Source organism: Pedobacter gandavensis (assembly GCF_032677645.1).
GTDB lineage: Bacteria > Bacteroidota > Bacteroidia > Sphingobacteriales > Sphingobacteriaceae > Pedobacter > Pedobacter gandavensis_A.
In genome coordinates this window covers 182432-202742 of record NZ_JAVTSB010000005.1, presented here as the reverse complement: position 1 = coordinate 202742, position 20311 = coordinate 182432, and the positions used below count along the sequence as shown (strand labels likewise).

Annotated in this window: 15 protein-coding genes; 13 read left to right on the top strand and 2 right to left on the bottom strand. The window is 42.8% G+C overall.

Annotation, left to right across the window (positions count from 1 at the left end):
- The first annotated feature begins 5 nt into the window (after nucleotides 1–5).
- The 9 genes from pelA to R2Q66_RS10235 all read left to right on the top strand — a co-directional run bounded on the left by pelA (nucleotide 6) and on the right by R2Q66_RS10235 (nucleotide 12640).
- Nucleotides 6–1046 carry a pectate lyase gene (gene pelA / locus R2Q66_RS10275; RefSeq protein WP_316748518.1) on the top strand — a complete coding sequence of 347 codons (1041 nt, stop codon included), beginning with the start codon at nucleotides 6–8 and terminating at the stop codon, nucleotides 1044–1046.
- Nucleotides 1028–3058: an alpha/beta hydrolase family protein gene (locus R2Q66_RS10270; RefSeq protein WP_316748517.1), complete on the top strand. Its 2031-nt coding sequence runs from the start codon at nucleotides 1028–1030 to the stop codon at nucleotides 3056–3058. Before pelA ends, R2Q66_RS10270 begins: the two co-directional genes overlap by 19 nt.
- A gap of 139 nt (nucleotides 3059–3197) precedes the next feature.
- Entirely contained in the window at nucleotides 3198–4730 is a 1533-nt protein-coding gene (locus R2Q66_RS10265; protein WP_316748516.1) for a tagaturonate reductase, read from the top strand.
- A complete protein-coding gene (locus R2Q66_RS10260) occupies nucleotides 4730–6382 on the top strand; it encodes an altronate dehydratase family protein (protein WP_316748514.1) in 1653 nt (550 codons plus the stop codon). Before R2Q66_RS10265 ends, R2Q66_RS10260 begins: the two co-directional genes overlap by 1 nt.
- A gap of 26 nt (nucleotides 6383–6408) precedes the next feature.
- The gene (uxaC, locus tag R2Q66_RS10255; RefSeq protein ID WP_316748512.1) at nucleotides 6409–7809 is read left to right on the top strand and encodes a glucuronate isomerase; all 1401 of its coding nucleotides are present in this window, start codon (nucleotides 6409–6411) and stop codon (nucleotides 7807–7809) included.
- Nucleotides 7810–7814: 5 nt separating this feature from the next.
- Entirely contained in the window at nucleotides 7815–8864 is a 1050-nt protein-coding gene (locus R2Q66_RS10250) for a PfkB family carbohydrate kinase (protein ID WP_316748510.1), read from the top strand.
- Nucleotides 8865–8910: 46 nt separating this feature from the next.
- The gene (locus R2Q66_RS10245) at nucleotides 8911–9570 is read left to right on the top strand and encodes a bifunctional 4-hydroxy-2-oxoglutarate aldolase/2-dehydro-3-deoxy-phosphogluconate aldolase (protein ID WP_316748508.1); all 660 of its coding nucleotides are present in this window, start codon (nucleotides 8911–8913) and stop codon (nucleotides 9568–9570) included.
- Nucleotides 9571–9614: 44 nt separating this feature from the next.
- The gene (locus R2Q66_RS10240; protein ID WP_316748506.1) at nucleotides 9615–10982 is read left to right on the top strand and encodes an MFS transporter; all 1368 of its coding nucleotides are present in this window, start codon (nucleotides 9615–9617) and stop codon (nucleotides 10980–10982) included.
- A 32-nt stretch (nucleotides 10983–11014) separates the two neighbouring features.
- Nucleotides 11015–12640, top strand: coding sequence for an NADP-dependent glyceraldehyde-3-phosphate dehydrogenase (locus tag R2Q66_RS10235; protein WP_316748504.1), 1626 nt, complete (start codon nucleotides 11015–11017; stop codon nucleotides 12638–12640).
- Between the two features lie 69 nt (nucleotides 12641–12709).
- Here R2Q66_RS10235 and R2Q66_RS10230 read toward each other — a convergent pair whose 3' ends face one another.
- The gene (locus tag R2Q66_RS10230; RefSeq protein ID WP_316748502.1) at nucleotides 12710–13459 is read right to left on the bottom strand and encodes a DeoR/GlpR family DNA-binding transcription regulator; all 750 of its coding nucleotides are present in this window, start codon (nucleotides 13457–13459) and stop codon (nucleotides 12710–12712) included.
- A 91-nt stretch (nucleotides 13460–13550) separates the two neighbouring features.
- Here R2Q66_RS10230 and R2Q66_RS10225 point away from each other — a divergent pair, with 91 nt between their 5' ends.
- Entirely contained in the window at nucleotides 13551–14126 is a 576-nt protein-coding gene (locus R2Q66_RS10225) for a 5' nucleotidase, NT5C type (RefSeq protein WP_316748500.1), read from the top strand.
- A 77-nt stretch (nucleotides 14127–14203) separates the two neighbouring features.
- Here R2Q66_RS10225 and R2Q66_RS10220 read toward each other — a convergent pair whose 3' ends face one another.
- On the bottom strand, nucleotides 14204–14599 hold the full coding sequence (locus R2Q66_RS10220; protein WP_316748498.1) for a hypothetical protein: 396 nt from the start codon (nucleotides 14597–14599) through the stop codon (nucleotides 14204–14206).
- 161 nt (nucleotides 14600–14760) lie between these two features.
- Here R2Q66_RS10220 and R2Q66_RS10215 point away from each other — a divergent pair, with 161 nt between their 5' ends.
- The 3 genes from R2Q66_RS10215 (at nucleotide 14761) to R2Q66_RS10205 (ending at nucleotide 20157) form a co-directional block, all read left to right on the top strand.
- On the top strand, nucleotides 14761–15345 hold the full coding sequence (locus tag R2Q66_RS10215) for an O-methyltransferase (protein ID WP_316748496.1): 585 nt from the start codon (nucleotides 14761–14763) through the stop codon (nucleotides 15343–15345).
- Between the two features lie 47 nt (nucleotides 15346–15392).
- Entirely contained in the window at nucleotides 15393–18755 is a 3363-nt protein-coding gene (locus R2Q66_RS10210) for a DEAD/DEAH box helicase (protein ID WP_316748493.1), read from the top strand.
- A gap of 106 nt (nucleotides 18756–18861) precedes the next feature.
- The gene (locus R2Q66_RS10205; protein ID WP_316748491.1) at nucleotides 18862–20157 is read left to right on the top strand and encodes an FN3 domain-containing metallophosphoesterase family protein; all 1296 of its coding nucleotides are present in this window, start codon (nucleotides 18862–18864) and stop codon (nucleotides 20155–20157) included.
- Nucleotides 20158–20311: the final 154 nt, after the last annotated feature.

Here is a 20311-nt window from a genome sequence, read left to right as displayed (position 1 = left end):
AAATCATGAAAATATTAACCTTCGCTTTTATGGCTGTGATGCTGAGTTCCTGCGCTGCTGCGCAGAACCTCAGCGAGCGACCTTCAAATTTGGATAGTACAGCAGAGAAAATGTTGGTTTATCAACGTAGTGTGGGCGGATGGCCGAAAGCAGTGGGTAAAGTCGCGATCAATTATGACTGGGAACTTTCTAACTCCGAACGTCTGGCGATTAAAGCAGATTCTTTACATGATGATGCCACTATCGACAACAAAGCAACGACCAGAGAATTGCGTTATCTGGCCACAGCTTTTGCGAAAACAGGAAATCCGGCTTATCTGGCTGCGGTAAAAAAGGGGATTGCTTATCTTTTTAAGGCACAATATGAAAACGGAGGCTGGCCACAGTATTTCCCGGATCATCATTTATACCGTGGTCAGGTCACTTATAACGACAACGCCATGACCAATGTGCTGAATGTATTACAGGACCTGGCAGAAGGAAAGGAAGGCTTTGAAGCTTTGCCGGAGGAGGACCGTAAAAGGGCTTTAAAAGCTATTGGTAAAGGGCTTTCCTGCATTTTGCAGACTCAGGTGTTACAGGATGGGAAGCCAACAGTATGGGCTGCTCAATATGACCAGCATAGCTTAAAACCGGCTCAGGCCCGTGCATTTGAACCTGTTTCCTTGTCGGCCATGGAATCTGTTGCGGTGGTAGAATTCTTAATGCGTCAGAAAAACCCTGGTCCGGAAATCATCAAGGCCGTAAAATCTGCCATTCAATGGTTTGACCAAACTAAAATTACCGGCTATGATTTTGTGTTCATTACTGATTCAGAGCAAGTTGGCGGTAAGGATCGCGTGTTGAAAGCAGACGCATCCAGCACGATCTGGGCTAGATTTTATGACCTGTCCGACAATACAGCAATTTTTATGGGCCGCGAAAGTGTTCCTAAAAAAACAGTAGCAGAGATTGAACTGGAAAGAAGGATTGGTTATGCCTGGTATGGTAAATGGCCGGCAAATCTGATTGATAAGAAATATCCAAAATGGTTAAAACAACTTTAATTGCGGTCTTTTTCCTCTTCTTTAACAGTGTTTTAACTTTCTCTCAGCAGCCTTTTGAGGTGCTGGATTGGAAGGGGGAAGCCAGTTTAAATACCTACCTCATTGGCCAGATGAAAACAGTTTACGATTTGAGGAGAAAGAGCCTGGAAGCCGCCAAAGGCTCCAGAGCAGCAACCTTAGCTTACCAGGCAAAAGTCCGGACTAATATTGCTTTGGTCATGAAAGGAATGCCGGCACAATCTGCCTTAAATCCAAAAATCACAGGAACCTTAACTCAGGATGGTTACCGCATTGAAAAGGTGATTTATCAAAGTTTTAAGAACCATCATGTCACGGCTAATCTTTATATCCCTGCTGGAAATGGCCCTTTTCCTGCCGTAATCCTGTTTTGTGGCCATGAAGATCTCGCTAAGGCAACAGCATCTTATCAGCAAACGGCCATTCTTTTTGCAAAGAATGGTTTTGTTGTTTTTGTGATAGACCCGATTTCGCAAGCAGAAAGACATCAGATACTTGACGCAACAGGAAAGCCGGAAACCAAAGGAGGTACAACAGAGCATACTTTGCTCAATCAATCTGCCAATCTTTTTGGAAATTCTGTAGCGGTATATGAGGTTTTCGATAATATACGCGGGTTAGATTACCTTTCTGGCCGTAAGGAAGTCGATACTACAAGAATCGGCTGTATTGGAAATAGTGGCGGAGGGATGCAACTGATCTATTTTGCAGCGATGGACAACAGGGTTAAACTACTGGCGCCATGTAGTTATCTGGCCAGTAGGGAGCGTACTCTGGAAATGACAGGGCCTGCTGATGGCTGCGCACAAATCCCGGAGGAAGGGAAATACGGACTCGAAATGAGTGATTTCCTGATCGCAGCTGCCCCTAAGCCTATATTGGTTTTGGCCGGTAAATTTGATTTTATCGATTATCAGGGAACCCTGGAGTCTTTTCGGGACCTTACACAGGTTTATACGGATCTGGGAGCCTCAGCTCAATTGGAACTGTTTAGTTACGCAGATGGTCATGGCTTGTCTAAACCTAAAAGGGAAGCCGCAGTGACCTGGTTTCGTAAACATTTTTATAAAGATGCCAGGCCAGTTAAAGAGGAAATCTGGCAAGCAACTGCCGGGAGTTCGCAACTGTTACCAGCGGAAGAATTATGGTGTACTCCGGAGGGAATGCTTCATGGTATGGACGAACAAAGTCTGGTTGATTATCACCGTTCGTTATATCATGAGCTGGCGGCTAAAAGAGCTGATTTTTCTAAACAAAATAATGAATTTAAGCGTAAGAAGATCAGGTTGTTGCTGGGTTTGTCTGATTTAACTATTGAAGTTTCTGTGGAGGAGGTAGGTGCCGGTGTTATAAGTGGTTTAAAGACTGAAGGTTTGATTAAAAAGGAGTTGCGGTATCATAAAATGATCCTTAGAAGTCCAAACGAGATTCCCTTACCTTTTCTGTTGTTGAAGCCGGAATCCGAAATCAAACAGGTGTTGATCTGGACAGATGAATCGGGGAAATCGCAGTTGGCCAAAGACCCGGATAGCCTGAGGAAGTACCTTGATCAGGGGATCGCCCTGATTCTTCCGGATTTGAGAGGAACAGGAGAAACGAAAGATAAAGCGGCTTTCAACGATCCAAAATACCAAAACAAAGAATACCGGAATGCGATGTTCGCGTTACATCTCGGACAACCGCTGGCAGGTCAGCGGGTTTACGATATTCTTTCCCTGGTTCAGTTTGTGAAAAGCGACAAATTGTTAGGGGCGTACAAAATATCCTTACGTAGCAATGGCTTGTTAAATGTTCCTGCGATGCACGCCGCTTTTCTGGAGCCGGAAATCGTTCAACTGGAACTACATCAGGGGATTAGATCTTACCTGAGCAGGTTAGAAAATCCCTTACAAAAAGAGGGGTATTCGGAGCTGATTCCGGGAGTACTCGCTTATTATGACCTTCCTGATTTGATCAGCTGGTTATCTCCAATACCCGTAAATTTCTATAATTAATGGCCTTTCTGACGAAATAGCCCATTAATTGGCGCACGATAACGTTCCCGATAACGATTGCGCAAATAATTTCCCCACAAGCCAGGCATTCCTTATAATTATTATGTAGAATTGTTTCTAACCGAATGTAAATTAAGACATGATACTATCCAAAAACACCTTAAATGGTATGGGATCAGCGAAGCTAACTGTTCCTGATCAAAGGCATTTTGACCTTCCTGAAAAGGTCTTGCAATTTGGAACCGGCGTATTACTACGTGGTCTTCCGGATTATTTCATCAACAAAGCAAACCTGATGGGCAGTTTTAACGGCAGAATTGCTGTGGTGAAATCAACCAGCAAAGGGAATACCAACGCTTTTACCGAACAAGATAGTTTATACACGATCTGCGTGAGGGGAGTAGAAAATGGAGAAAGTATCAAAGAAAACATTGTTTCTTCTGCAATCAGTCGGGTTTTAACGGCAGATGAGGATTGGGACAGTATTCTGGATATTGCAACCAGCAAAGACTTAAGGCTGATCGTTTCTAATACCACTGAAGTGGGTATACAGCTTGTAAAAGAGGCTGTTCAGCAAGGTTCGCCACGCTCATTCCCAGCAAAATTACTAGCCGTATTGTATGCGAGGTTCAAAGCTTTCGCGGCGGGTGATCAGGATGCCGATTTAGTCGTGATAGCGACAGAACTGATCCCTGACAATGGGAAAAGACTGGAAGCAATCGTGTTTGAACTGGCTGAATATCAAGGCTTAGAACTAGAATTTAAAGCATGGCTAAAACAACATATTCATTTTTGCAATTCACTGGTAGACAGGATTGTTCCGGGTAAACCTGATGCTGAAGAACTTGCAGAACTGGAAGCCGAACTGGGTTATACCGATCAATTGTTGATCATGGCCGAACCTTATCGCCTCTGGGCTATTGAAGGTGGAGCAGAAGTAGAGCGCTTGCTTGGGTTAACAGGGGTAGATGATGGGATTATTGTTAAACCCGACATTGAGATTTACAGGGAGCTGAAAGTACGCCTGTTAAACGGCTCACACACCCTTGCAGCAGCTATTGCTTTCCTTTCGGGGATTCCTACGGTAGCAGAAGCAATGGCTGAACAGCCTTTGAAGCGCTATATCACTAAAGTGATGCAGAAAGAAATTGCACCGGCAATTCCTTACGAAATACCTTTTTCATTATCCAGTGCATTTTCAAATACTGTAATCGACCGCTTCTCTAATCCTTTTATCGCCCATTTCTGGATCAATATCACTTTCCAGTATACGATGAAAATCAAGATCAGGGTAATCCCGGTACTGCTCAACTACTATAAAAATTACCACCAGGTTCCGCCACATATTGCCCTTGGTTTTGCCGCTTATCTGGTGTTTATGAGGGTGAGCAGAGCCTCTTCCAATGGTCAGTATTTTGGGGTGTTCAATGGTCAGGAATACCAGATCACAGACGATCAGGCGGGTTATTTCCAGGAGAAAAGTGGATTGCCAGCAGCAGAATATGTACAACAGGTGCTGGCGGATACGGAACTATGGTCTAGTGATTTATCTGTTTTACCGGGGCTAACAGAAACGATAACGGAACAGTATAACCTGATTTTATCAGCAGGGATGCCAGAGGCTTTAAAACAGGCCTTGCAGCAATCAGAAAAACATTTACAAAGTAATTAATGAAGCAAAGAATATTAAAGGTCCATCCAAAAGACAATGTGTTGGTGGCGTTAACGGACCTGTCTAAAGGGGAAGTATTGAGCTATGATGGCGTAGATTACCAGTTACAGGATAATGTAGCGGCAAAACATAAGTTCAATACCCTGGCTATGAAATCTGGTGATGAGCTGATCATGTACGGCGTATTGGTGGGTAAAGCACAACAGGATATTCCTGCTGGTTCGCTGTTGACGACTTCCAACATCAAACATGCGGCAACTAGTTTTGAAACCAATGAAGCCCATTTATCCTGGAATAAACCAGATATAACCGCATGGAAAGACCGTACTTTTGATGGTTTTCATCGCAATGACGGACAGGTAGGAACGGCCAATTATTGGTTGGTGATCCCAATGGTGTTCTGTGAAAACAGGAACCTGGAGGTGATTCAGGAAGCTTTATTGAATAATTTAGGTTATGGGCGCAATGAAACGTATCAGCAACAGGCCAAAGAACTGATCTCTTTATATGAGCAGGGGAAAAGCCTGGAGGAGATCCTGAACGCTCAATTGATCTATACTGAGCAAAAAGAACAAAAGAACCGCTTATTCCCTAATGTGGACGGGATCAAATTCCTGACCCATACTGGCGGTTGCGGGGGCACCAGACAGGATTCGCAGACTTTATGCGGCTTACTGGCTGGTTATATCACACATCCCAATGTTGCAGGAGCAACGATCCTGAGTTTAGGCTGTCAGAATGCCCAGGTGAGCATCCTACAGGAAGAAATCGAGAAGCGTGTACCCAATTTCGACAAGCCTTTATACATCCTGGATCAGCAAACGATTGGCAAAGAATCGGAGTTGTTAAGTATGGCAATTAAGCAAACGTTTGCAGGTTTGATGCAAGCGAATAAAAACGTACGTAAACCAGCTCCATTGAGCAAATTGTGTATCGGATTGGAATGTGGCGGCTCAGATGGTTTCTCCGGAATTTCTGCAAACCCGGCAATTGGCTATACCTCAGACTTATTAGTGGCCTTAGGTGGTTCAGTAATTCTGGCAGAGTTTCCTGAATTGTGTGGTGTAGAGCAGAATCTTAGCGACAGATGCGTGTCTCGTGAAGATGCAAGCCGTTTTTCTGAGCTGATGACTACCTATAGTAGCAGGGCAACTGCCGCAGGATCAGGCTTTGACATGAACCCATCTCCAGGAAACATTAAAGACGGACTGATCACAGATGCCATTAAATCTGCTGGTGCAGCAAAAAAAGGCGGTACATCTCCGGTAGTGGCCGTGTTGGATTATCCTGAAAAAGTGACAAAGCCCGGATTGAACCTGTTATGTACGCCTGGAAACGACGTAGAGTCGACCACAGCAGAGGTTGGATCAGGCGCAAATGTGGTTTTATTTACCACTGGATTAGGAACTCCGACCGGAAATCCAATCGCTCCGGTTCTGAAAATTGCCAGCAATACCCGCTTGTTTAATAAAATGAGGGACATTATTGACCTGGACACCGGATCTATCATCGATGGATCAGAAAGTATTGAAGCTGCAGGTGCCCGTATTTTAGAATATGTGATCGAGGTGGCCAGCGGAAAGGTGGAGGTGAGTGCCTTACGCCATAGGCAAGATGATTTTATTCCCTGGAAAAGGGGCGTTTCTTTATAAAAATTTATACATTTAGAAATATTATTGTGAAAAACTTTTTAGATAGCAACTTCTTACTACAGACAAAGACAGCACAATCGCTGTATCATAATTTTGCAAAACAGATGCCCATTATTGATTATCATAATCATTTAATGCCGGATCAGATTGCAAACGATTTCATATTTGAAAATATTACTCAGGTCTGGTTGTACGGAGATCACTATAAATGGCGTGCCATGCGTGCTAACGGGATTGATGAGTATTACATTACCGGAGGTGCTACAGACCTGGAGAAGTTCAAGAAATGGGCAGAAACAGTGCCTTATACGCTAAGAAACCCATTGTATCACTGGACACACCTGGAATTGCAACGTTACTTTGATATTCATGAAGTGCTTTGTCCGGAAAATGCAGAGCGCATTTATGAAGAATGTACCGCTAAATTGCAAACACCTGAATATTCTGTACAAAACCTCTTGCGTAAAATGAACGTGAAGGCTTTATGTACTACTGATGATCCATTGGATTCTTTAGAGTATCATCAACAAATCAAAAGAGATCAACTGGATATTAAAGTGCTTCCTGCCTTCCGTCCTGATAAAGCGATGAATGCAGATGACATCACGGTGCTAAACAAATATATAGACCAGCTGGCGGCTTTAACAAGGGCTTCACTGGAAGATCTGGATGCTTATGTAGCTGCGCTTAAATCCAGACACGATTATTTCGCAGCAAATGGCTGTTCCGTATCGGATCACGGCTTAGAGCAAATCTATGCTGATGATTACACCGATGAGGAAATTAAAGCAATTTACCTGAAAATCAGAAAGCAATCTGCATTAACACCGGTAGAAATCGGGCAGTTTAAATCAGCTTTGCTGTTTCAATTCGCTTTATGGGATCATGAAAAAGGATGGGTTCAGCAGTATCATTTGGGTGCTTTAAGAAACAACAATGATCGTTTGTTGACTCAATTAGGACCGGATACCGGTTTTGATTCTATCGGTGATTTTAGTCAGGGGAAAGCCTTGTCTAAATTCTTAAACCGATTAGATAGCCAGGACTGCCTGACTAAAACCATTCTGTACAATCTAAACCCTGCCGACAATGAATTGATGGCCACCATGATTGGAAATTACAATGACGGAACAGTTGCAGGAAAAGTGCAATGGGGCTCTGGATGGTGGTTTCTGGATCAGAAAGACGGCATGATCAAGCAGCTGAATACCTTATCAAATATGGGCTTACTGAGCCGCTTTGTAGGGATGCTGACTGACAGCAGAAGTTTCCTTTCTTACCCGCGCCATGAATATTTCAGAAGGATTTTATGTAATCTTTTTGGGGATGACGTGGAGAATGGTGAATTGCCTGATGATCAGGAATGGCTGGGTAAAATCATTCAGGACATCTGTTACAACAACGCAAAAGACTACTTTAAATTTTAATAGATATGGGAAAGGTTTTAAACTTTGGTGAACTGTTATTGAGAATCTCTCCGGATTTGGATGGGAACTGGCTCAAAGAAAACAACCTGTCCTTTTATGTAGGAGGTGCAGAGGCCAATGTAGCGGCTGCACTAGCGCTTTGGGGCGTCCCATCGTCCTACCTTTCGGCAGTGCCAGACAATTTTATGAGTAAACAGGTGGTGAGCTACCTGGATAAACTGAACATCGATACCAGTCCGATGCAATATACAGGCGAAAGAATCGGTTTATATTACCTGCCAAATGGTAAGGATCTTAAGAATGCAGGTGTGATCTATGATCGCAACCATTCTTCTTTCTCGACTTTAAAAACAGGGGTAATCGACTGGGATAAGGTATTTCAGGATGTTTCCTGGTTGCATTTTAGTGCAATTTGTCCGGCATTAAACGAGGATATTGTCGCGGTTTGCGAAGAAGCTTTAATCGCTGCTTCCGAACGTAATATCCAGATTTCCCTGGACCTTAATTTCAGAAGTAAACTGTGGCAGTACGGTAAAAAACCGGTAGAAATCATGCCTGCGCTGGCTAAATATTGTAACCTGATTATGGGGAACATCTGGGCAGCAGAAAACATGTTGGGTATCCCTGTAGCAGAAGGAATCGTAGCAGAAGACCGCAAGGAAGTTTACCTGGATCAGGCTAAAAAGAGCGCGGAAGCCATCATGAAAGCCTATCCAAAATGTACGGCTGTAGCGAACACCTTCCGGTTCGACTTCAAAGAAAGAGGTGTAAAATACTATTGCACCTTACATACCGCAACAGAAAACTTAGTTTCTAAAGAGTACCGTGCGGAAAGGATTATCGGGAAAATTGGCAGTGGCGATTGCTTTATGGCGGGTCTTATTTATGGTTTCTATCATGCACATAGTAAGGAAGAAACCCTTGGATTTGCCACCAGAGCGGCTTTCTCCAAATTGTTTACCCATACCGATTTTACGACAACCAGACTGGAGGAAATCCCTAAGGTTGCTAAAATGTACGAAGTAGCTATTAACAAAGAATATCCTATACACTGAATTACCAATAATACACGAATTGGAACCCTTACAAAACGATAGAGAAATGAAAACGAAAGAAAACTCTTTAAAGGCCATTACAGACCAGGGAATACTTCCTTTGTTCTACTTTGAAGATGCGCAGGTGAGCCTGGAGATCATCAGGACCTTATACAAAGCAGGAATCCGCGTATTAGAATATACCAACCGCGGTCCGGCAGCATTGCCTAATTTTAAACTGCTGGTCGAAGCACTAAAAACAGAAATGCAAGACCTGTATCTGGGTATAGGGACGATTAAAACCGTAGCAGAAGCAGAAGCATTCCTTGATGCCGGTGCACACTTTATCGTTTCTCCGATTGTAAATGAAGCCGTTGGAAATCTGGTTCATGGAAAAGGTATGCTATGGGTTCCGGGTTGTTTTACGCCAACAGAAATCAATACTGCACATCAAATGGGTGCTGGATTGATCAAATTATTTCCTGCAAACATCCTTGGTCCGTCTTATATGGCTGCCATTAAAGACCTTTTTCCGGGTCAGCTTTTCATTCCTACCGGAGGTGTTGAAATTGAGCAAAGCAACATCAGCAACTGGTTCAAATCAGGCGTATGTGCCGTTGGAATGGGTAGCAAACTAATCAGTAAAGACATTTTAGAAAACAAAAACTATAACGAACTAGCGAATCTCACCAGCAAAACGATTGAACTGGTAAAAGCGGGTAGATAATACCCCTACAATCGAGAACCACAACCAACCAAAAACCAAATATAATGAAAGAGAATAAAATGAGTAATTACAGATGGACAATCTGTGCATTACTGTTTTTCGCGACCACAGTCAATTACCTTGATAGACAAGTATTAAGCCTCCTGCATCCCATGCTGGAGAAAGAATTTAACTGGACCAACAGTGATTATGCCAATATAACAGCCGCATTTCAGTTTGTATATGCGATATCGATGCTCTTCGCAGGGCGATTTGTAGACAAATTAGGAACGAAATGGGGCTATATCATCGCCTTGATTATCTGGTCTATCGGTGCCATTATGCATGCCGTAGCCATTCCAATCGGGGAAGGTGCAAACACCATTCTGACTTGGGTAGGACTGGGCGCAATGCCGGTTTCCGTTATCGGGTTTATCATCGCCAGAGCAGTTCTTGCTTTCGGTGAATCAGCGAATTTTCCGGCAGCCATTAAAGCTACAGCAGAGTATTTCCCTAAGAAAGAACGCTCCTTTGCAACGGGTATTTTCAACTCAGGAGCCAACGTAGGCGCTATTTTAGCGCCACTAACCGTGCCCTGGATTGCGACTGTCTGGGGTTGGGAAGCTGCCTTCTTAATCATTGGTGCCGTAGGTTTTATCTGGTTGGCTTTCTGGGGTATTTTCTATGAAAAACCAGAGAATCAGAAGAGAATGTGTGCCGGCGAGCTGGCCTATGTAAATAGTGATCAGCAAGATGCAGCACCTGTGGAAGTGATTGAAGAAGGTGCAAAAGTACCATGGACTAAGTTATTGGGTTATAAACAAACCTGGGCATTCGCTTTTGGTAAATTTATGACTGATGGGGTTTGGTGGTTTTTCCTGTTTTGGTTGCCTTCTTACCTTAAAGTGCAGTACAATTTGCAGGGAACAGACATTATGTTGCCATTAACCGTGTTGTATAGCATGACCATGATTGGGAGTGTTGGCGGAGGCTGGTTCCCGATGTACTTCATCAATAAAGGATATTCTCCATACGACGGCCGTATGCGTGCCATGTTTGTGATCGCTTTGTTCCCATTATTGGTGTTATTAGCGCAACCACTAGGTCATTACAGTTATTGGGTGCCGGTAGTTCTGATCGGTATTGGTGCTTCTGCGCATCAGGCCTGGTCGGCAAATATTTTCACGACAGTTTCAGATATGTTTCCTAAGAAAAGTATTGCTTCGGTGATCGGAATTGGTGGCATGGCAGGTGGATTGGGTGGTGTAGTGATGTCTAAACTTGGGGGTGCGTTATTTGACTATTACAAGGAATTGGGACATACACAGACTGGTTATACCATCATGTTTACAATTTGTGCCGTAGCTTATTTATTAGCCTGGACGGTGATGAAATCATTGGTTCCAAAATACGCGCCGATTACTGACTTATAGTTCGTTTTATTTACCTAACCGACCATATTACTATGAATTTTAATGACCAGCTCCAATCTATTTTTGTAGAGGAGCATCAAATTCCGGAGGAATTTAAACTGGTAGAAGAGGTTCACCAACGCGAGTATTTAAGCAATGGAGAACTGCGTGCATGGGATGGAGAAATATATGAAGTTTTATCACCAATCTGCATCAAAACCCCTGAGGGATTGAAGCGTAAGGTGATTGGAACCTACCCTTTGTGTACTGAAAAGGAAGCTGCTGAGGCTTTAGCGGCAGCAGTAGCAGCGTATAACAATGGCAGAGGAGAATGGCCAACGATGAGTGTTGCAGACCGTATCCAATGCGTGGAGAAATTCACCCACCGGATTGTGGAAAAGAAAGCGATTGTAGTAAAGCTCCTGATGTGGGAAATTGGCAAGTCTTATGCCGATTCTGTGAAGGAATTTGACCGTACGGTAGAATACATTCATGCCACAATTGATGCTTTAAAAGATCTGGACAGACAATCGTCCCGGTTCAGTATTGAGCAGGGGATTGTAGCGCAGATCAGACGTTCTCCATTGGGCGTAGTGTTGTGTATGGGCCCTTTCAATTATCCATTGAATGAGACTTTTACCACTTTGATTCCGGCTTTGATCATGGGGAATACCCTGTTGTTCAAACCACCTAAACATGGAACGCTATTGCATTATCCACTGTTAGAGGCCTTCCGGGATTGTTTCCCTAAAGGGGTAGTCAATACGATTTATGGTCGTGGAAATAAGATCATTCCTGATTTGATGAAATCCGGACAGATCAATGTGCTCACCTTAATCGGATCAAGTAAAGTAGCCAATGAATTAAAAAAACTACATCCAAAAGTAAACCGTTTACGCGCTATTTTAGGATTAGATGCGAAGAATGCAGCAATCATAACCGCCAAAGCAGACGTGAAATTAGCCGTACAGGAAACTGTGTTAGGTTCTTTGTCTTTTAACGGACAACGTTGCACGGCATTGAAAATCATATTTGTACACCGTAGTCTGGCAGACGAGTTTTTAAAAGAACTGACTGTTGCTGTGGAGCAATTAAAGTTCGGCATGCCATGGGAAAGCGGGGTATCGCTAACACCGCTGCCAGAGCCTCATAAACCGGCTTATTTGCAGGAATGTATTGCGGATGCAATCGCTCATGGTGCCCGTGTAATCAACGAAAACGGAGGTGCAGTAAATGAATCGTTCGTCTACCCGGCTATTGTTTATCCGGTGACGAAAGACATGAAACTATACACTGAGGAGCAATTCGGACCGGTGATTCCAGTGGTTCCTTTTGATGATCTGGAAGAAACAATCGAGTATCTGATTGAATCTACGCACGGTCAGCAGGTGAGTATATTTAGCAATGATCACGATGAAATTGCTTCGTTGATTGACCCATTAGTGAACCAGGTGAGTCGTGTAAATATCAATTGTCAGTGTCAGCGTGGACCAGATGTGTTTCCTTTTACGGGGAGAAAAGATAGTGCCGAAGGTACGCTTTCCGTAGTGGATGCTTTGAGGTCGTTTTCTATCCGTTCTCTCGTAGCAACGAAATTAAATGAAAACAACAAGCACCTGATCAATGAAATTGTAGACGGTAACAGCTCTAACTTTTTAAGTACGAAGTACCTGTTTTAGTAGCAGGCAGCTTTAGACTTGAATAGTTGTATTGAAACAACGAATACCCTGAGCCGGAATCAATGGAGTTTATTCCATTTTGATTCCGGCTTCTTTATAAGCCTTCAGGCTTTCATCATTCGGGTCAATATCTGTGATGATCATGTCAATATCGCTGATACTGGTAATATAATAAGGTTCTGTGGTGCCTAGTTTTTCAACGGTGGCCAGTGCTACAATCTGCTTAGAAGTCTCTACCATGGCTTTTTTTACCTGGCAATCTTCATAATTGATTCCGGTGACACCAGAAATCAGGTCTATGCTGCAAATACCCAGAAAACAAAGGTCCGGACGAATGCCACGGATGGTTTGAATCACTTCGAAACCAGTAGTAGAGAAGGAGTTTTTGTTTAATCTGCCACCCAAAAATATCACCTCAATACAAGGATGATCTTCTAAAACGGTAGCTACAGGGAAGCTATTGGTAATGACGGTAATTTGTAAATCACGGGGCAAAAGTGTCGCGATTGCCAATACAGAAGTTCCGGAATCGAACAATACCACCTGACCGTTCTTAATTAGTTTTAATGCTTTTTCAGCAATAATCCCTTTATGACTCACATCATAATGCTCACGTTCCCGAAAATGACGGGGGATAGGAGACCTGGAAATTGCACCACCACGCACGGCTTTTAGTAAGCCCTGGTCGGAAAGCTCCTTGATATCGCGTCTTACCGTATCCTCAGAAACCCCTAATAGTGTACTCAAGTCGCCTAGTAGCACTTTTCGCTCTTTACGAATGTGCTCTATGATGAGTTGTAATCTTTCTTCCTTTATCATCTTGTTGCAAATGTAAGTAAATAATCTGAGCAATATAATGCAATATGTTGCAAAATGTTGCTATATTTGTTGCAGAATATTACAATAACATATGAACAATATAAGAAAGACTATAGGAATTGACATGGATGGGGTTCTGGCAGATATAGAACAACAATTCATGGACTGGTACGAAAATGAATACGGTGTGATAGTGCCAAGGGAAGAGCGTTTAGGTGTTTTAGAGCCAGAAGGCTTCCCTGAAAAAGGTGCAATCAAACGCTATGTAAATACACCAGGATTTTTCAGAACGATCCCGGTAATGGAAGGCGCAGTAGAAGCAGTGAAGAGACTGATGGAAGATTACGACGTTTATATCGTGTCTGCTGCCATGGAATTTCCACAATGTTTGTCAGAAAAACACGAGTGGTTAGCGGAACATTTCCCTTTCATCAGCTGGAGAAACATCATTTTCTGTGGAGATAAGAGTGTAGTTGTCACGGATTACCTGATTGATGACCACTGTAAAAACCTTGATTTCTGTAAAGGAAAGGCGGTTATGTTTGATGCTTCTCACAATGTGAACCAACATCACCACCTGAGAGTGCATAGCTGGACAGAAATACTGGCCTTTTTTGAGCAAGAGAAAGTGAGCGAAGAAAACACAGTAACTGCTGCAACAGCTTAAAGACCTCCTTAATTAATATCCCTCCAAAAAAAACATAGTTGATCAATGAAGAAGATTAATCAACTATGTTTTTTTCATCATGATCCGGAAGGATAATAATATTTTTCTTTATAATATTGCTTGTAATACATTTCTGATAAGGAGTTTAGTTCCTTACTGGTATAATAATCCAAAGCCGAATTGAAGATTGCTTTTGCGCCATTAAAATCCAGAACTATGGATGGTTCAATAGCATTACGGAATTTCTTTCCAATACTATCTGCTATTTTATAATATCTGGTGTTACCTATTAGATCAAAGTTTATAGCGGTAGATATATCTTTACTCATTTTCTTATCCTGCTGTTCAACAGCAGAGATGATTACTGTATTTTTAAATGCGCTGATCCATTCGCGCTTTTCCGAATGCATAGTTCTCCTACCTGCACAGGAACTTAAGGTTAAAATGACTGCGATGAAATAGATTGACTTCATGTATGGTTCTAATGATCAGAGCGTTTGTAGGCTATTGGTTTACGGTAAGTTATTAAAAAAAAGCAAACTCTGGAACTGTTGATTGAAATAAAATGCTCTTTTATGAGGATTGAGACTGCCTTTTATCTATATTTCAAATTCCTAAAGGAACCACAAACTATATGATAGAAGAAATAAGACAAAACTACCCTGAGGCCTATCTGGCCATTGATGAAGCGACAAAAGATGCCGGATTTACCATGGCTTCTGCAACGATGACCTGCTCTTTATTACAAACCCTGGCTGCTTCAAAACCTGGAGGCAACTTTCTTGAACTGGGCACAGGAACAGGCCTTTCTACCGCCTGGATTCTGGAAGGAATGGATCAACAGGCTAACTTAACCTCCATTGATAATGATGCGCAGTTTCTATCTATTGCTGAACGTTTTCTTGGACAGGATAGTCGCTTAAAACTCGAATGTATAGAGGGGGAGGACTGGGTGCTTCAAAACAAAGGCCAGCAGTATGATTATATATTTGCTGATACCTGGCATGGGAAATACCTGATGCTGGATGAAGTACTGGACATGTTAAAGCCCGGTGCATTTTATATCATCGACGACATGCTTCCACAGGAAAACTGGCCGGAAGGACATGCAGAGAAGGCTATTCGTCTGATTGAAGTGCTCGAACAACGAGACGATCTGGTCCTGACCAAACAATGCTGGGCTACAGGAATTGTAATTGCTACAAAAAAAACACCATAGTACATTCAAAATTCGAGTACCTTTAAGGCTTGGAATTGCCGGTACAAATGGAGGTTAGAAAAGAATACATATTAACAGATTTTGATTTCTCAGAATTAACAGATTTATATATACTAAAACACGTCAATGAGCGGGTAGACACGGGGGTAAAAGGGTTTTACGACCTGCTTCCGGAACACCTCGACATTGACGTTGTTTTTTTTACCCAGCCCAATAGCATCATCCCTTTTCCTGGGGTGGGCATTAGCCAGCGGGACCGCCAAACGGTGATTACCTGTGGTTGTACGGATCCCAATCCAAGATTATGCAGCCATCAGGCCCAGGCCCTCCATAATATCCTGAACCGATCTTCTTTAAGGCTTTTCTTTGACCAGAAATTACGCACAGAAAAGATGAAACTGCAAGCCAAAGATTATGGATTGGAAGCGGAAACTAACCTCAATGATTTCTTTGAGCTGGACTATCAGCAAGGTCAGACGCTGATTAAAGCTAAACTCAGGGAGTTATACCCTTTAAACGGAGCGGGTAAACAAGACCTCAAAAAAAGCCTGTTGCCTAAAGAAGGACTGCAATTACCGGTTTCCGGAGGACTAAAACCAAAGCATAAAATGGGGCTGGTGTTTGGTCAGCATCGTTTCTATAGTCACATGACCTTAGAATTGATCGAAGCGCAAACCACCCTGGACGGTAAATTTAAAAACCCTGTTCAAACCATTAGTCCATCAGATTTACTCTGGAAAACGGAAGACAACGCGGCGATCAAATTCTATAGCGGCATCTTAAAGTTTCAGAATAACTATAATGCAGAGCGGAGTGATTATGACCTCGATGCGCTTAGGGCGGTGGCAAAAAATCCGCTTAAAATGGATGTCTTTCTGCATGATGCTAAAATCTCAACCAACCTAACGGCAAACGCGATTATTCCGGTACAGCTCAATATGTTAAGTGTAGATATGGCGCTCCATGTGAGTCAGCGGCACGAATTCTATGAGGTTTCCGGAAAACTAACCCTCAATGGGACTGCTTATGCCCTGGATCAGATCCAGCTGAAATACAACTATTTTATCCAGATGGACCAATGCCTTCATCTGATCGATAATCCTAACTTCTTACGTGTCATAGATTTCTTTAAGCAACATCATGATAAGATGTTGATCCACCATTCTAAATTTGAAGCATTCCAGGAAGAGATCCTTTCCAAACTGGAAAACAAGATTAAGGTGACTTACGATTACCTGAAACCTGCAACAAAGAAACAGCTGGTAGAAAAAGGTTTTGACCTGGATAATGAGCAAATCATTTACCTTTCCGAATCCGAAGATTTTGTACTGCTCACACCGGTAATGCGGTACGGAAGTCTGGAAATACCCGTCTTATCGAGGAAACAAATCCAGTCGAGGGATAGAAACGGTAACTTATTTACCCTGAACAGGGATTCGGAAACCGAGCTTCAATTCATTTCAAACATCATCAGACAACACCCATATTTCGAGGAACAAATGGAAAGTAACGACTGCTTCTACCTGCATAAAACCAGGCTATTAGAAGACCAGTGGTTCCTTCATGCCTTTGAAGCCTGGCGAAATAAAAACATCAGTATCCTTGGTTTTAACCAATTAAAAGACAACAACCTCAATCCCCATAAAGCCAATATTTCCATCAATGTGATGAGCGGAATCGACTGGTTTAAGACCGCGGTGAAGCTCAAATACGGCAATCAGGTGGTTTCTTTAAGACATTTACATAAATCTATCCGCAACAAAAACAAGTTTATAAAGCTCGATGACGGCACGATGGGAATCCTTCCCGATGAGTGGATCGAGAAGTTCAGCAAGTATTTTAATGCCGGAGAAGTGGTCGAAGAACACATTCTGACCCCAACAATCAGTTTTACAGCCATTGAAGAATTGTACGAAACACAACTGCTGGAAGAATCTGTCAAAGACCAGCTGGCGCTATATAAAAGCAAGTTATCCGGTTCTGCGGCCACAGTTACCGATATAAAAGTGCCGGAAGGATTAAATGCCACGCTAAGACAATACCAGAAAGAGGGCTTAAACTGGCTCAGTTTTCTGGATGAGTTTAACTTTGGCGCTTGTCTGGCAGACGATATGGGACTCGGAAAAACCATACAGATCATTGCCTTTATTTTGGCGCAACGCGAAAAAGGACATCACAATACCAATTTAATTGTGGTGCCGGCTTCTTTAATATTTAACTGGCAACAGGAGATTCAAAAGTTTGCACCTTCTATTAAAGTGATGACCATTTACGGTGCCGACCGGATCAAGAGTGCTAAAGATTTCGACCAGTATGAGGTGATTTTAACCTCTTACGGTACTTTGCTTACCGATGTCAGGTTCTTAAAAGATTACCGGTTCAATTACATCTTTTTAGATGAATCACAGACCATTAAGAACCCGGAATCACAGCGTTATAAATCTGTCCGCTTACTACAATCCAGGAATAAAGTGGTGTTAACCGGAACGCCGATAGAGAACAATACGTTTGATCTGTACGGACAATTGTCTTTTGCTTGTCCGGGGTTATTGGGCAGCAAGCAGCATTTCCGCGAGATCTATTCTACACCAATCGACCAGTTTAAAGACCGTAGGGCGGCGATGGAATTACAACAGCGCATCAGTCCGTTTTTATTGCGAAGAACCAAAGAACAGGTCGCTAAAGAATTGCCGGATAAGACAGAAATGGTGATCTATTGTGAGATGGAAGCAGATCAGCGTAAAGTATATGATGGTTATGAAAAGGAAATCCGCGATTACCTGACCAAGCAGACGGACGAAGAAGTGGCGAGCAATACCATGAACGTGTTAAAGGGAATCACCAAGCTACGACAGATTTGTAACTCCCCGGCTTTACTCAGTGAAGATGAATTTTATGGCAGCTCTTCTGCAAAAATGGAAGTCCTCCTGGAACAGATTGAGAACAAATCTTCCAATCACAAGATTCTCGTTTTTTCTCAATTTGTAGGAATGCTGGACCTGATCAGAACAGAGTTGAAAAACCGTGGGATTGCTTTCGCTTACCTGACCGGGCAGACTAAAAACCGGGAATCTGTAGTAGATTCCTTCCAGAATAACCCGGAAATCAGGGTGTTCTTAATCAGCTTAAAAGCTGGTGGAGTAGGGTTAAACCTTACTCAGGCAGATTACGTATTCCTTGTAGATCCCTGGTGGAATCCGGCAGTAGAAAATCAAGCCATCGACCGTACCTATCGCATCGGACAGCAGAAAAATGTAATTGCAGTGCGTTTGATTTGCCCGAATACCATTGAAGAGAAAATCATGAAACTCCAGTCTTCTAAAAAAGACCTGGTCAAAGACCTCATCAAAACGGATACTTCGATCTTTAAATCGTTGTCGAAAAAAGACCTGCTGGCCTTATTCAGCTAAGTATTCCATGCAAACGTTTGTGTGAAAATTGATGGCTTTTGCCGGGTCTCGGTTTAGAATTTCTGGCTAGTTTGTGGAAAGGAGCTCAATTCGCTCTAAACCACACATGAAAAGAAGAAACTTTTTGAAATCCGGCATTACCGCTGCCGCATTTCTTCATATCGTAACACCCGGGGAGGCGCTCGCTGCACCAGGTGGTTCAATAGCTAATACTGCTGCTGAGAACGAAATTAATGCTGAAGATAACGAAGCTAAAATAGCCGGTAATGAGGTTAAATTAGTCGGTTTTCCAACGGTAATGTCTCCTTATGAGGATACCATGGCTATTGTCTGGCAAACGGACCAGCCTTCGGTGGGTTGGGTAGAATACGGTACGGACGAGAATTGTAGTCAGAAGGCGGAAACACAACAGAACGGTCTTGCAGAGTTTTTTCAGGTACATAAAGTAACCCTGACCGGTCTAAAACCCGGAACCACGTATTTTTATAAAACCTGTATTGAAAGTCCCTTAGCGCAGGAGGAAAGGCCGGCGGTAAAAACTGCCGTTCAGCAATTTAAAACCCTGAATACCAATGCTGAAAAGATAAGTTTTGGAATCATCAATGATACCCATGAAAATCAACCGGTACTCGACAAAATACAAGAGATCAACCAGAATTTCAAACCAGATTTCTTATGCTGGAATGGCGATCAGATCAATGATCCTTCTTCCGAAAAACAGATCACTACAGCGATATTAAATCCGACAAAAGCCTCGTTTACGAGCGGAACCCCATTGGTTTATGTTCGTGGAAACCACGACACCAGAGGGAATTGGGCTTCCCAACTCAGCAGATACCTGTCTGTTCCCAAAGGTTCTTATTACTATCATTTTATCCACGGGCCTGTAGCTTTTACGGTATTGGATACCGGGGAGGATAAACCTGATCAGCATAAATATTGCAAAGGCAGAACGCGTTTCGAGCCTTACCGCGATGCACAAGCTATCTGGCTGGACCAGGTCCTGAGCAGAAAGGATATGAAAAATTCTCCTTTCAATGTGGTACTCCTCCACATCCCTTTGTTCAGTAAAAGCGGCTGGGATTCTCCGGATTCCAGAGACAAATGGCTGGAAATCCTTAAAAAGCATAAGGTCGACCTGTTGATCTCCGGACATACGCATACTTACGAATTTGTGAAACCTGGGGAAATGACAGATTCTTCGGAATGGTTAAACTGGGAGAAGAAAACTAAAGTGAAAGCTGTAATTCCACAACTGGTTGGTGGCGGACCAAAACTGGAAGGTGAGGAGTTCGCAACGTATATCAAAGGAGAAGCTACTGCTAAAGAATTGAAGATTTCTGTAGTAAATATGAGCGGTAAATTACTGGATACTTATTCCTTTCCGCGAAGCAAAAAATAACAGGTTCTACGATGCTATTCTAAGGGGCAATTTCCGAAAGGGATTTGCCCCTTTGCTGTACTTACAGGATTCGGTATGCGTTCGGATTGTGTTCGTGTTGTGTCCCAATTTCTTTAATCTCTAATACATCCTTGATTAATGGTTGATTAATCCT